Source organism: Streptomyces gottesmaniae (genome assembly GCF_031845845.1).
GTDB lineage: Bacteria > Actinomycetota > Actinomycetes > Streptomycetales > Streptomycetaceae > Streptomyces > Streptomyces akebiae.
This window is the reverse complement of sequence record NZ_JAVRFJ010000003.1, coordinates 312,361-325,842: the sequence shown is the minus strand read 5'-3', so window position 1 is coordinate 325,842 and position 13,482 is coordinate 312,361. Positions and strand designations below refer to the sequence as shown.

General features: G+C 71.7%; 9 protein-coding genes. 6 read left to right on the top strand and 3 right to left on the bottom strand.

The window, feature by feature from the left end; translation table 11 throughout:
* The first annotated feature begins 63 nt into the window (after positions 1-63).
* Genes zwf through gnd form a run of 3 tightly spaced genes read left to right on the top strand, consistent with a single transcriptional unit; the run spans position 64 to position 3,460 of the window.
* Positions 64-1,593, top strand: coding sequence for a glucose-6-phosphate dehydrogenase (gene zwf / locus RM704_RS05600; RefSeq protein ID WP_033529675.1), 1,530 nt, complete (start codon positions 64-66; stop codon positions 1,591-1,593).
* The gene (gene opcA, locus RM704_RS05595; protein WP_033529676.1) at positions 1,590-2,531 is read left to right on the top strand and encodes a glucose-6-phosphate dehydrogenase assembly protein OpcA; all 942 of its coding nucleotides are present in this window, start codon (positions 1,590-1,592) and stop codon (positions 2,529-2,531) included. Before zwf ends, opcA begins: the two co-directional genes overlap by 4 nt.
* Positions 2,532-2,581: 50 nt before the next feature.
* Entirely contained in the window at positions 2,582-3,460 is an 879-nt protein-coding gene (gene gnd, locus RM704_RS05590; protein ID WP_033529677.1) for a phosphogluconate dehydrogenase (NAD(+)-dependent, decarboxylating), read from the top strand.
* Positions 3,461-3,547: 87 nt separating this feature from the next.
* Here gnd and RM704_RS05585 read toward each other — a convergent pair whose 3' ends face one another.
* Positions 3,548-4,378: a phosphotransferase gene (locus RM704_RS05585; protein ID WP_052146280.1), complete on the bottom strand. Its 831-nt coding sequence runs from the start codon at positions 4,376-4,378 to the stop codon at positions 3,548-3,550.
* Positions 4,379-4,628: 250 nt separating this feature from the next.
* On the opposite strand from RM704_RS05585, the gene RM704_RS05580 reads away from it, so the two are divergent.
* The 3 genes from RM704_RS05580 to RM704_RS05570 all read left to right on the top strand — a co-directional run bounded on the left by RM704_RS05580 (position 4,629) and on the right by RM704_RS05570 (position 10,694).
* The gene (locus RM704_RS05580; protein WP_052146250.1) at positions 4,629-7,568 is read left to right on the top strand and encodes a peroxidase family protein; all 2,940 of its coding nucleotides are present in this window, start codon (positions 4,629-4,631) and stop codon (positions 7,566-7,568) included.
* 65 nt (positions 7,569-7,633) lie between these two features.
* A complete protein-coding gene (locus RM704_RS05575; RefSeq protein ID WP_033529678.1) occupies positions 7,634-9,106 on the top strand; it encodes a hypothetical protein in 1,473 nt (490 codons plus the stop codon).
* 112 nt (positions 9,107-9,218) lie between these two features.
* The gene (locus RM704_RS05570; RefSeq protein WP_033529679.1) at positions 9,219-10,694 is read left to right on the top strand and encodes a pentapeptide repeat-containing protein; all 1,476 of its coding nucleotides are present in this window, start codon (positions 9,219-9,221) and stop codon (positions 10,692-10,694) included.
* Positions 10,695-10,700: 6 nt separating this feature from the next.
* Here RM704_RS05570 and RM704_RS05565 read toward each other — a convergent pair whose 3' ends face one another.
* Together RM704_RS05565 and RM704_RS05560 are read right to left on the bottom strand one after the other, a co-directional pair.
* Complete coding sequence (locus tag RM704_RS05565) at positions 10,701-12,491, bottom strand: sugar phosphate isomerase/epimerase and 4-hydroxyphenylpyruvate domain-containing protein (RefSeq protein WP_033529680.1); 1,791 nt, start codon at positions 12,489-12,491, stop codon at positions 10,701-10,703.
* Between the two features lie 106 nt (positions 12,492-12,597).
* Positions 12,598-13,473 carry a shikimate dehydrogenase gene (locus tag RM704_RS05560; protein ID WP_033529681.1) on the bottom strand — a complete coding sequence of 292 codons (876 nt, stop codon included), beginning with the start codon at positions 13,471-13,473 and terminating at the stop codon, positions 12,598-12,600.
* Positions 13,474-13,482 lie beyond the last annotated feature (9 nt).

The following is a 13,482-nucleotide window of genomic DNA, read 5'->3' as shown; positions in this document are numbered from 1 at the left end:
AACACCGCGGTGAGCACGTCCTCGAACACGCAAGTCCTTGAACAGCAAGGGAGTTGATGGGCAATGACCGCCGAGTGGCTCAACCCGCTCCGGGACGCGGGCGATCGTCGGCTCCCGAAGATCGCGGGCCCGTCCGGGCTCGTCATCTTCGGGGTGACCGGTGACCTGTCCCGCAAGAAGCTGATGCCGGCCGTGTACGACCTGGCCAACCGGGGTCTGCTGCCGCCGGGCTTCTCGCTGGTGGGGTTCGCCCGCCGGGACTGGGAGGACGAGGACTTCGCGCAGATCGTGCACGACGCGGTCCGTGAACACGCCCGCACCGAGTTCCGCGAGGAGGTCTGGCAGCAGCTCGCCGAGGGGATGCGCTTCATCCCGGGCGACTTCGGTGACGACGAGGCGTTCAAACGGCTCCGCGAGGCCGTCGAGGAGCTGGACGGCTCCCGGGGCACGGGCGGCAACTTCGCCTTCTACCTCTCCGTGCCGCCGAGCATGTTCCCGAAGGTCGTCAAGCAGCTCAAGAAGCACGGTCTGGCCAGTCCGCCCGAGGGTTCCTGGCGGCGCGCCGTCATCGAGAAGCCGTTCGGCCACGACCTGGCCAGCGCCCGCGAGCTGAACGCGGTGCTGCACGAGGTGTTCGACCCCGAGCAGGTCTTCCGCATCGACCACTACCTCGGCAAGGAGACCGTCCAGAACATCCTGGCGCTCCGCTTCGCCAACCAGATGTACGAGCCCATCTGGAACCGGAGTTATGTCGACCACGTACAGATCACCATGGCCGAGGACATCGGCATCGGCGGTCGCGCCGGGTACTACGACGGCATCGGCTCGGCCCGTGACGTCATCCAGAACCATCTGCTGCAGTTGCTGGCCCTGACCGCCATGGAGGAACCGGCGGCCTTCGACGCCGAGTCGCTGCTGACCGAGAAGCTGAAGGCGCTCAAGGCCGTGCGGCTGCCGGACGACCTGGGCCGGCACACCGTGCGCGGCCAGTACGCGGGCGGCTGGCAGGGCGGTGAGCAGGTGCTCGGCTATCTGGAGGAGGAGGGCATCGACCCGTCCTCCACCACGGACACCTACGCGGCGGTCAAGCTGGGCATCGACAACCGCCGTTGGGCCGGGGTCCCCTTCTATCTGCGCACCGGCAAGCGGCTCGGCCGCCGGGTCACCGAGATCGCGGTCGTCTTCCAGCGCGCCCCGCACTCCCCGTTCGACTCCACGGCCACCGAGGAGCTCGGGCAGAACGCGATCGTCATCCGCGTCCAGCCGGACGAGGGGATGACCGTGCGCTTCGGGTCGAAGGTGCCGGGTACCTCGATGGAGATCCGGGACGTCACGATGGACTTCGCGTACGGCGAGTCGTTCACGGAGTCCAGCCCGGAGGCGTACGAACGGCTGATCCTTGATGTGCTGCTCGGCGACGCCAACCTCTTCCCCCGCCACCAGGAGGTGGAGGAGTCCTGGAAGATCCTCGACCCGATCGAGGAGTACTGGGCCAAGCACGGCAGGCCCGCGCAGTACGCCTCGGGCGGTTGGGGGCCCGCGGAAGCGGACGAGATGCTCGCACAAGACGGACGGAGCTGGCGCAGGCCATGAAGATCGACCTGACTGACACCACGGCAAGCAAGATCAACAAGGCCCTGGTGCAGGGCCGCCGGGCCATCGGCACGCCCGCCGTGGGCATGGTCCTCACGATGGTGATCGTGACGGACGAGGAGAACGCGTACGACTCGATCAAGGCCGCCGAGGAGGCCTCGCACGAGCACCCCTCGCGCACCCTGGTCGTCATCAAGCGGCACGCCCGCACCCCGAAGGACCGCACCAAGTCGCACCTGGACGCCGAGGTACGGGTCGGCGCCGACGCCGGCACCGGCGAGACGGTCGTGCTGCGGACCTACGGCGAGGTGTCCGACCACGCCGACTCCGTGGTCCTGCCGCTGCTGCTGCCGGACGCGCCGGTGGTGGTCTGGTGGCCGGTGGACGCGCCGCGGAACCCGGCGAAGGACCCGCTGGGCGCGCTCGCCCAGCGCCGGATCACCGACATGTACGCCGTGGAGACCCCGCTCGCCGCGCTCGAACAGCGGGTCACGTCGTACACCCCCGGCGACACCGACCTCGCCTGGACGCGGCTCACGCCGTGGCGCTCCATGCTCGCCGCCGCCCTCGACCAGGCCAAGGAGACCATCACCTCGGCCGCCGTGGAGAGCGAGGCGGACAACCCCAGCGCCGAGCTGCTGGCCCGCTGGCTGGAGGCCCGTCTGGGCGTGTCCGTCGAGCGCGTCCTGACCGCCGGACCGGTGGTCACCGGTGTGCGGCTCGGCACCGCGAAGGGCGAGGTCGTCATCGACCGCCCCGAGGGCCCGCTCGCCACGCTCACCCTGCCCGGCCAGCCGTCCCGCACCCTCGCCCTGAAGGTGCGCGCCACCTCCGAGCTGATCGCCGAGGAGCTGCGCCGCCTCGACGCCGACGAGATGTACGCCGTCGCCCTGCGCGGCGGAGGGGGCGACGGGCAGACCGCCGCCGCCGACGACTGACACGCCTCCGCTCGACTCCCTCATGGAACAGGTGAACTGACATGGCAACGATGCAGCTGGGTCTCATCGGCCTCGGCAAGATGGGCGGCAACATGCGCGAGCGGATCCGCCGCGCCGGCCACACCGTCATCGGCTACGACCGCAACCCCGAGGTCTCCGACGTGGGCAGCCTCGCCGAACTGGTCGAGCGCCTCGACGGCCCGCGCACGGTGTGGGTGATGGTCCCGGCCGGCGCCGCCACCCAGTCCGTCGTCGACGAGCTGGCGGAGCTGCTGTCGCCGGGCGACACCGTCGTCGACGGCGGCAACTCCCGTTGGACGGACGACGAGAAGCACGCCGCCGAACTGGGCGCCAAGGGGATCGGGTTCGTCGACGCGGGTGTCTCCGGCGGCGTGTGGGGGCTCCAGAACGGCTACGCCCTCATGGTCGGCGGCGACGAGGAGCACGTGCGGCGGCTCCAGCCGATCTTCGAGGCCCTCAAGCCGGAGGGGCCGTACGGCTACGTCCACGCCGGCAAGGTGGGCGCCGGCCACTTCTCCAAGATGGTCCACAACGGCATCGAGTACGCCATGATGCAGGCGTACGCGGAGGGTTGGGAGCTGCTGGAGAAGGTCGACTCGGTGACGAGCGTGCGTGAGGTCTTCCGCTCCTGGCAGGAGGGGACCGTGATCCGCTCCTGGCTGCTGGACCTCGCCGTCAGCGCGCTCGACGAGGACGAACACCTGGAGAAGCTGCGCGGCTACGCCGAGGACTCCGGTGAGGGCCGGTGGACCGTCGAGGCGGCCATCGACCACGCGGTGCCGCTGCCGGCGATCACCGCGTCGCTGTTCACCCGGTTCGCCTCACGGCAGGACGACTCGCCCCAGATGAAGATGATCGCCGCGCTGCGCAACCAGTTCGGCGGCCACGCGGTCGAGGCGAAGCAGTAACCGGTCCGGCTTCGGTGAGCGGGCGCGCGAGGAGCGTCGTGGCCGGTCGCGCGGTTTCCCCCGCGCCTCTTCGGGGGCGCGGGCTCCTCAGGGCAGCAGGGCGGTGCTGAAGGCCTGCTTGTGGGCCCTCAGCCAGGTCCGGACGCGGTCCCAGCGGGCCCAGCCGCCGCGCTCCGCGAGGACCCGGCGGTAGACGGGGTCGCGCTCGGCCACGCGCGCGGCCACGAAGGCCCGGCAGGCCTCCGTGGCCTGTTCGACGACATCGGGCAGCACGGCGCGGTCGGGTGCGGAGAGGCCGTAGCCGTCGGCGAGGACGCGTAGGCGCCGGGGCGCGTCCAGGGGGCCGCCCGGGTAGAGGGCGGCCGCCGATTCGGGGTCGAGCAGGGGGACCCAGTAGCGGGCCGCCATGGCCACGTCCCAGACGGGTCTGCCCGGTGCGGCCAGGTCGAAGTCGATCAGGGCGGTGGCACGGCCGTCACGGAAGACGACGTTGTCGGGACAGACGTCGTTGTGGCAGAGGATCGGCCCGCCCTCGGGGTCGGACAGCTCGCGGGGCCACCCGGCGCCGGTGTCGACCGGGATGTCCGCGCTCGTCGCGTGCAGGTCGCGGAGCAGACTCCCCACCGATGTCAGGGCCGTCTCCGTCAGCGCCCAGGCCGGGAACGGCGGCAGTGCCACGTCGCCCGGGACGAAGGTCAGCTGCTCGCGGCCGTCCGGTGTGCGGCCGACGGGCAGCGGCGCCCCCGTGAATCCGCGTCGGCGCAGGGCGCGCAGGTGCGCGTGGAGGGCGGGCGCGGTGTGCGGCGCCGGACGGTCCACGAGGGAGCCCCGCCGGACGACCGCGCCCGCGTTCACCGTGCCGCCGAGCAGCACGTCGCCGCCGTCCGGTGAGCCCGGCGCCCCACGGTCGTGCGTCATGCGGATCACGCTACCCGCTGCTCCCGGGGCCTCCGTAGGCCCGGTGCCCCGCCCTCGCCGGGCGGAATGCGGCGTTCACCCGCATTATTGTCAGATGTGTACATGGCGTGAACTGTCGCTGTGGCCGGAACCCCGCCGCCGGTAGCGTGCGGCCCCTGTCCGTATGCACTGCGCTCGCATTGCCTACGTCCTCCCACGCATCCGTACGCCTCCGTACGCATCCGTACGTGTCCGCACGAAGGAGACGCCGATGGCCGAGACCGGGCAGCACGATCAGCGGTACGAGCGCTACGACGGGGGCAGCCCCGAGGCCGAGCGGCTCGTGTTCGAGCGGTTGGCCCGGGAGCTGATGGAGGTGCAGGTCCGGAACCGGCGGGCCGGGGGCGGCGGGATCGCGCGGGCGTTCCACGCGAAGGCGCCCCTGGGGGTGGAGAACGCGCGGCTGCGGTTCCACGACGATCTGCCGGTGGCGTTGCGGACCGGTTTCGCGCAGCCGGGCGCCGACTACCCGGCGGTCGTCCGGCTGTCCAACGCGAGCGGGATACGGCAGGGGGACGGGTCGCCGGACCTGCGGGGCGCGGCGGTGCGGGTGCGGGTGGCGGAGGGCGTGAGCCATGACCTGCTGGCGACCAGCTTCCCGGTGTCGCACGCGAGCGACGCCCGGGAGTTCGTGGCGTTCGCCAAGGCCATGGCGGGGGCCCGCGGTCCGCTGCGGAAGGCGTGGGCGCTGTTCGTGAAGCTGCCGTCGGCGGTGGGCCTGAAGACGGCCGCGCGGATGCGGCGCAATGTGACGACGGCCACCCGACGGCAGGTCGACTCCCTTGCCACCGAGACCTATTGGAGCCGTGGGGCCATCCTGTGGGGCGAGGCCGGGCCGGTGCGGTACCTGTTGCGGCCCGCGCCCGGTACACCGGCGGCAACGGCGCCCGACCGCCGGGACCCGGACTTTCTGCACCGGGAGCTGGCGTGGCGGCTCGGGCAGGCGGACGTGGCGTTCGATCTGTGTGTGCAGCGGTACGTGGACGAGCGGCGCACACCGGTCGAGGACGCGGCGGTGGAGTGGACGGACGCGGTGGCGCCGGCGGTGCCGATCGCCCGGCTCACCATCCCCGCACAGGAGTTGGACGGGGCCGAGGCGCGGGCGGCGGCGCGACGGGTCGAGGACCTGACCTTCAACCCCTGGTACACGACCGATGATTTCCGGCCATTGGGCAATATCAACCGCGCGCGGAAGGCCGCCTACCGGGCGAGTGGCGCTCACCGTCTCGGAGAGCGCTTCGTCACCGCGGAACCCTTGCGCAACAGGCTGCTCGGCCGTCTCGTGGGCCCCGCCCTCGGCCTGCTGAACCGAGCCGTGCCGTGGCACCGGCTGCCGTTGTCCCTGAGCCTGCTGAACCTGGCGTTCCTGAGGAAGGTGCTGCGCCGGCTGAACCTGATCGACGCCGAGGTCCGCGAGGCCCCGCCCCAGGCCCAGCCCGTGCCGGAGCCGGTCCCGGAACGGCTGCGCACGGAGCGGTCGTACGACGGGACGTACAACGATCTGTCGGAGCCGACGATGGGAGCGGTGGGTGCCGCCTTCGGGCGGAATCTGCGGCCGGACTACCGGCCGGACACCTTCGACACACCGAACCCGGTGACGGTCAGCAGGCAGTTGCTGCACCGGGAGAGCTTCGTGCCGGCGACCTCGCTCAACGTGCTGGCGGCGGCGTGGATCCAGTTCCAGGTGCATGACTGGGTGAACCACCGGCGGTACAAGACCGGTGACCGCAGTGTGGAGGTGCCGCTGCCGCCCGGTTCCGACGGGACCTGGCAGAACGTGCCGGGCGGGCCGACCGAGCGAGTGATGCGGTTCGCCGAGAACGAGGGCGTGGAGGTGCCCGGCCGCCCGCCGATCCTGTTCGCCAACTCCGCCTCGCACTGGTGGGACGGCTCCGAGGTGTACGGCGAGAACGAGCGGACCGCGCGGTCCCTGCGGGAGCCGGACGGGGGTGCCCGACTCCGCCTGGAGGACGGCCATCTGCCGGGCGGGACGAACGGCATTCCACTCACCGGCTTCAACGAGAGCTGGTGGATGGGGCTCAGCGCGATGCACACCCTGTTCGCGCGCGAGCACAACGCGGTCTGCGACGCGCTGCGCGCGGAGTACCCGTCGATGAGCGAGGAGAAGATCTACCAGACGGCCCGGCTGGTGGTGTCCGCGCTGATCGCGAAGATCCACACCGTGGAGTGGACGCCGGCGATCCTGGCCACCGAGGCGATCGATGTCGCGCTGCGCACCAACTGGTCGGGCCCGCCGAGGAACTGGCTCAACCAGCTGGGCCTGTGGCTGTTCGAGGCGCACTCGCTGACCGGCATCCCGAAGACGCTGCCGGACCACCACACGGCGCCGTACTCGCTGACGGAGGACTTCACCACCGTCTACCGCATGCATCCGCTGATCCCGGACGACTACGAGCTCCGGGAGCACCAGTTCGGGCGGCTGTTGGAGAGGGTGGGCTTCCTCGACATCCAGGGCGGGGCGGCCGAGGCGCAGATCCGCAAGACGGGCCTCGCGAACGCGCTGTACTCGTTCGGCATCGCCCACCCCGGCGCGATCACCCTGCACAACTTCCCGCGCTCGCTCCAGCGCTTCGAGCGGGACGGGGAGATCATCGATCTGTCGGTCGTCGACCTGGTCCGCACGCGCAGGCGTGGGGTGCCGCGCTACAACGACTTCAGGGCCGGGCTGCACCGGGGGCGGATCCGTTCCTTCGAGGAGCTGACCGAGAACCCCGGGACGCTGGCCCGCCTCAAGGACGTCTACCGGGACGTCGACGAGATCGACACCGTGGTCGGGCTGTTCGCGGAGAACCCTCCGGAGGGCTTCGGCTTCAGCGACACCGCCTTCCGGATCTTCGTCCTGATGGCCAGCCGACGGCTGCAGAGCGACCGGTTCCTGACGGTCGACTACCGGCCGGAGGTCTACACACCGCTCGGCATCGACTGGGTCGAGAAGGGCGGCATGAACACGGTGCTCCAGCACCACTGTCCTGAGCTGGCGCCCCTCCTGCCCCGCGACGCGAGCGCCTTCGCGCCGTGGCGGACGGTGCCCACGGGCAACGCCGGTACGGGCAACGCCGGTACGGGCAACGCCGGTACGAGCGACGGCGGTACGAGCGACGGCGGTACGAGCGACGGCGGTTCACCATGATGCCGTGACACACGACCCGGGGGTCGCGAGGCGCCCGGGTCCGAACCACAACGGGGGAAACACGCATGACGTTCACCGACAACCACTCCGAGCTGCCCGGAAACCCGGAGCTGTCCGCGATACCCGGGGCGGGCGAACAGCTCGCTGTCCAGGAGCAGCCCCGGACGAGCGCGGGCACCACCCACCCGGGGCTCGCCGACCTCTTCGACCGTCCGCTGCTGCGGACCGTGTGGCGCCGCCGCACCCACCGCGTGAGCCGGGGGGCGAAGGTGTCCGCCGGGACCATGACCTACACCTCCCGCAACGCGCCGCAGCCCCTGAGCGAGCTGGAGGAGGCGGTGCTGATCGCGATCACCGGTACCACCGGCCTCACCATGCCCGACCGGCCCTTCGAGGACCCGGACAACGGCACCCCCATCATGTCCAAGCCCAACCTGACGATGGCGGGCCGTACCGCGGGCAGCCCGGACAACGCACAGGGCACCCACTTCTTCCTCGTCAACGACTCGGGCACCTACTTCCTGCGCAGGCTGGAACCGGCACCGCAGGAGCCGTTCGACGCCGAGACGCTGGTGGCGCGGGCGCGCGCGGCCAAGGTGAAGGTCCTGGACCACCGCCTCGACGTGGCACCGGACAAGCGGGACTTCCCGGCGTACCTGGACTCCAACCGTTTCCTGTCCAACCTGCCCGGAACGACGCTGCTGTTCCCGGTGGTCGACCTCTCCCATCAGTATGTGAACGCGCTGATGTATCTGCTCACCCAGCCGGACGGGGCCCGCCCGACCCTCGTGGACGACCGCAACTTCTACCGTGCCGCCGGGGTGCGGAAATGGGTGCGGAACGGGTTCCTCAACAGGGACCTGAAGCTGCCGCTCGGCGCCCTCGGCCCCATGCGCACGCAGATCGAGGCGGACCTGCTGCTGCAGAACCTGATGCTCACGGCCGAGGCGATGGGCCTGGGCGCCTGGATCCACGCCACCATCAATCCGCAGATCGCCCTCGGGGACCCGAAGTTCTCCCGGGCGTACGGCAGGATGCTCGGCTTCGACTTCGTCACCCCGCGCTGGCGGCCGGCCGACATCTGGCGCTGGCACATCCCCCTGCCGAAGTACGCGAAGGTGCGCTCGCACCCGGTCCGGCTCCCCTCCCCCGACGGCGGCGCGCCGCTGATCGCCGCCGCGTGCCCGCCCGTGTTCGGCAGCATGTCGGAGGCGGTGGACACGATCATCCGGGAGAAGTTCGGCCGCGGCGGCGTCTACACCGACCGGGACGTCTTCGCCCGGATCTACCGGGAGGACTACGGGCAGCGCTATCTCACCGAGGCCAGCGAGTACGAGGAGCGGGTGGTCGACTGCGCGCGGGACATCTGCGAGTACATCCTCCGCACGCACGGCCGCTTCCCGGCCCACACCGACGCGATCCATGTCCCGGGCGTGTGGCTCCAGGTCCACCACGTGGAGAACGAGTACTACGAGCGGTTCTTCACCAACGGCCTCACGGACGCGCACCGGGCGCATGCCGGGGCGTGGGGGCACTGAGGGCCCCGGCGGCAGGGGATGCCGGCCGCATCCGGCCGGAACGTCAGGCGGCAACGCCAGGCCGGATAGCGGTGGTTGACAGGTACAAGCGTTGCGGGTGAGATTCCCGTTGATGATGATCAACGATCTGACGGCGGCCGAGCGGCGGGTGTGGGACGCCTTCCCGCTCGGCGCGGCGGTGGACTTCGGGGCCGCGGATCCCGGAACCGTCGAGGGCGGCGCCGCCGCGGACGGCGCCGCGTGGGGTCCCGAACGGACCGTCCGTGCCCGGGTGCTGCGGGCGCTGCTGCTGACCGCCCCCCAGGAGGAGGGCGAGGTCGCCGCCCTCAAGATCGAGGGCGCCCGGATCACGGGACGACTGGAACTGAAGTACGCGACGGTCGAGAGCGTCGTCCGGCTGAGCGGCTGTCACTTCGACGAGGTTCCCGACTTCTCGGGCGCGCACTTCAACTACCTCAACCTGTCCAAGTCGGTGCTGCCGGGCCTGCGTTCGGCGCGAGCGCGCGTCGACGGCGGCCTGCGGCTGACGGAGTGCCGGTTCCGGGGGCCGGTGCGGCTCACCGGTGCGCAGATCTCCGGGACGCTGTTCATGGAACGCGCCGAGTTCACCGCGTCGGACGGGGCGGCCGCGCTGCGGCTCAACCAGGCGGAGATCGGGGAGGAGTTGTGCGCTCCCGGGCTGCGCGCGGACGGTGAGGTCCGGCTCGGCGGCGCCCATGTCGCCGGCAAGGTCGACCTGCGACGCGCCCGGCTGCACCGGCCCGGTGGCATCGCCCTCGGCGCCGAGACCCTCGCCACCGAGTCCGATGTCGTCCTGCGGCACGCGGACGTACGCGGGCGGGTCGAGCTGCGCGGGGCACGCGTGGGCGGCTGGCTGGAGCTGTCCTACGCGCGGTTGTCGAACCCCGGCGGTACGGCGCTGCGGGTCAGCAGCAGTGTCATCAGCGAACTCTGGCTGCGCGAGGGCCCGCCGGTCGAAGGGGTCCTGAATCTGCGCCGCGCCCAGATAGAGGTGCTGTTCGTGGAGCCGGACAAGCTGCCGGACCAGGTCCTGGTGAACAGCCTCGCCTACACCTCCCTGATCCCGCACGTGCCCGCCGAGCGGCGACTGCCGATGCTGGAGCGGGACGGCGAGGGCTATCTGCCGTACTCCTACGAGCAGTTGACCGCCGCCTACCGCAGGATCGGTGACGACGACGCCGCCCGGCGCGTCCAGCTCGCCAAGCAGCGCCGGCATCGCGCCACGCTCCGCTGGCACGGGCGGCTCTGGGGGTACGCCCAGGACGCCACCGTCGGCTACGGCTTCCGTCCGCTGCGCGCGGCGATCTGGATGCTGTCGCTGATGGCGGTGGGCTCGGTGGCGTACACGGTGCGAGCGCCCAGCCCGCTCAAGGCGGACGAGGCCCCGGTGTTCAACCCGGTCGTCTACACCCTCGACCTGCTCCTCCCGATCATCGACTTCGGGCAGGAACGGGCCTACGCCCCCGAGGGCTGGTCGCAGTGGCTGTCGTACGTCCTCGTCATCACCGGCTGGATCCTGGCGACGACGGTCGTCACGGGCGTGACCCGCACCGTCAGCCGACAGTGACGCCCTTCAGCGGACAGTCCGTTGAACGTGCTGCGCGGCGAGCCGTACGGGCGCGTTCTGCGCACCGTAGCCCTGGTATCCGGTGTCGCGCTGGACGAGTTCGAAGAAGACGCGGCCGACGGTCTCGGTGTAGCAGTGGCGGAACCCGCCGCCCGCGTCACGGTCGTAGAGGATGCCGAGTTCCCGGTACGTCTCCAGCTCTCCGTCGGTGAACTCGAACCGTGCGGCCAGGTCGTCGTGGTAGTTCGCGGGGACGGCCAGCAGGCGGCCCCCGGCCGCGCGGAAGGCGCGGGCCGCGGCGACGACGTCGTCCGTGGCGAGGGCGATGTGCTGGGCGCGGGCGGTGTCGTCGGTCGGGGCCGGGCCGACGCTGAGGGCGATCCGGACGCTGCCGTCGTCGTTGGTGACCGGACGGCTGCGGAACAGGCCGTAGGGGTCGGCGACGTCGACACTGTCGCTGGCGTGGAGCCCGAGCACCGTTCGGTGGAAGAGCGCGGCCTCGTCGAACTGGTGCCAGGGCTGGGTGAGGGCCAGGTGGTCCACGCGGTGGACGTGGCCGGCGGCCTCCGGGTGTGCGACGGGTCGGAAGTCCCCGGTCCAGCTGGGGAGTCCGGGGCGGTCCGTCGCGCAGAAGAAGAGTTCGGTGCCGTCGGGCGCGGCGACCGCGTCGAGCGGCGCGTCCTCCGTGGCCCGGCGGCGCGGCAGCACCGGCGCGAGCAGCGCCTCGGCGCGGCGGGCGGCGCCGGCCGGGTCCGGTGATTCGAGTCCGATCGCGGCGAGCTGGGTGCCGTCGCGCCGGGCGGCTGGGCCGGTGTTGACCAGCACCCGTGCCTCGCCCTGCTGCCAGAGGTCCACCGGCTTGCTGCGATGGCGTGCGGTGCGGGCGAAGCCGAGCGCACCGAGCAGGGCGGCCACGGGCTCGGCGTCGGGGGTGACGAGTTCGGCGAAGGCGACGCCGGTGGGCACCACCCGCCGCGGCAGCGCGGCGATACCGGCCGCCTCCTGGAGCATCAGCAGCGATCGGTGGGCGTCCACGGCGGTGGGACCCGCCTCGGCCTGCCGGAAGACGTCGTTGAAGACCTCAAGCGACAGCGGCCCGTCGTATCCGGCCGCCCTCACATGCCTGACCAGCCCGGTGACGTCGAGGCCGCCCTGCCCGGGGAAACAGCGGTAGTGCCGACTCCACTGCAGCACGTCCATCGCCATCAGCGGGGCGTCGGCGAGCTGGAGGAAGAAGATCTTCTCGCCCGGGATGTCCTCGATGCCCTTGGGATCGGAGCCCCGGGCCAGGATGTGGAAGCTGTCCAGGCACGTCCCGAGCGCCGGGTGGTCGGCTTCCCGCACGATGCGCCACGCGTGGTCGTACGTACTGACGTGCCGCCCCCAGGCCAGTGCCTCGTAGGCGACCCGGATCCCGAACTCCTCAGCGAGGGTGGCCAGTTCGCGCAGCTGGTACGCGGCGAGCGCGTCGTCGTCCGCGGCGAGCGGATGGACGCTGGAGCAGACGAGCACCGTGTCGCAGCCGAGCCGCCGCATCAGCTCGAACTTGTGCCGGGCCCGCCGCAGGTTCCCTTCGAACACCTCGGCCGGCACGGCCTCGATGTCCCGCATCGGCTGGTAGAGATCGATGCTCAGCCCCAGATCCGCGCAGCGCGCCCGCACCTCCTCCGGCGCGAGCGGACTGGCCAGCAGATCGTTCTCGAAGATCTCCACCCCGTCGAAACCGGCGCGCGCGGCGGCGGCGAGCTTCTCGGTGAGGGACCCGCTGAGGGAGACGGTGGCGATGGATGTACGCATGGGGAACTCCTTGCGACAAGGTCACGCCCCTGTAAGGGGCGCGGGGAACTGCGCGACCAGCCACGACGGACCCGCGGCCGACGCACTGGACCGGCCGTCGCGGCGCTTAGTTACGCGCTCGAGCGACCCCGGCCAACTCACCGATGTCCGCCAACATCCGCGAAGCGTCAGGCTCACGCCCGGTGAACAACCGAAACGCGTCGGCCGCCTGGAACACCGCCATCCCACCCCCGTCGAGCGTGGCGCAGCCGAGCCCCCGCGCGACCCGCAGCAACTCGGTCTCCAACGGCCGGTACACCACCTCCGCCACCCACAGCCCGGGACGCAGCAGCTCCGCGGCGAACGGCAGCCCGGGGTGGGCCGCCATCCCCGTCGGCGTCGCGTGGACGACCCCGTCCGCGGCCCCCAGCAGCGCCGGCAGCGCGTCCGGCGTCGCCGCGGCGGCCCGTCCCGGACCGAAGTGCCGGTTGAGGGAGGCGGCGAGGTCCGCCGCCCGGTCGGGCATCGCGTCGACGACGGTGACGTGCTCGGCGCCGAGGGTGAGCGTGGCGTGGGCGACGGCCGCGCCCGCGCCCCCGGCGCCCAGCTGCACCACCTTCTCCAGCGGCGCGTCGGGCAGCCCGCGCGCGAAGGACGCGGCGAAGCCGGTGACGTCCGTGTTGTGACCGACGGCGCGGCCGTCCTCGAAGACGACCGTGTTGACCGCGCCGAGCGCGGCGGCCTGCGGGGCGAGCCCGTCGAGGTGGTCGATGACCAGCTGCTTGCAGGGGTGCGTGATGTTCAGCCCGTCGAAGCCCAGGTCACGCGCGGCACGCACCAGGTCGCCCACGGCCTCCGGCCCGACACCGAGACCGTCGATGTCGATCAGCCGGTACAGGTAGCGCAGACCCTGCCGGTCGGCCTCCCGCTCGTGCAGGGCGGGGCTGAGGGACGGGCCGATGCCGGAGCCGATGAGGCCGACGAGATACGAGTCCTTGGCCACAGCGGCCCT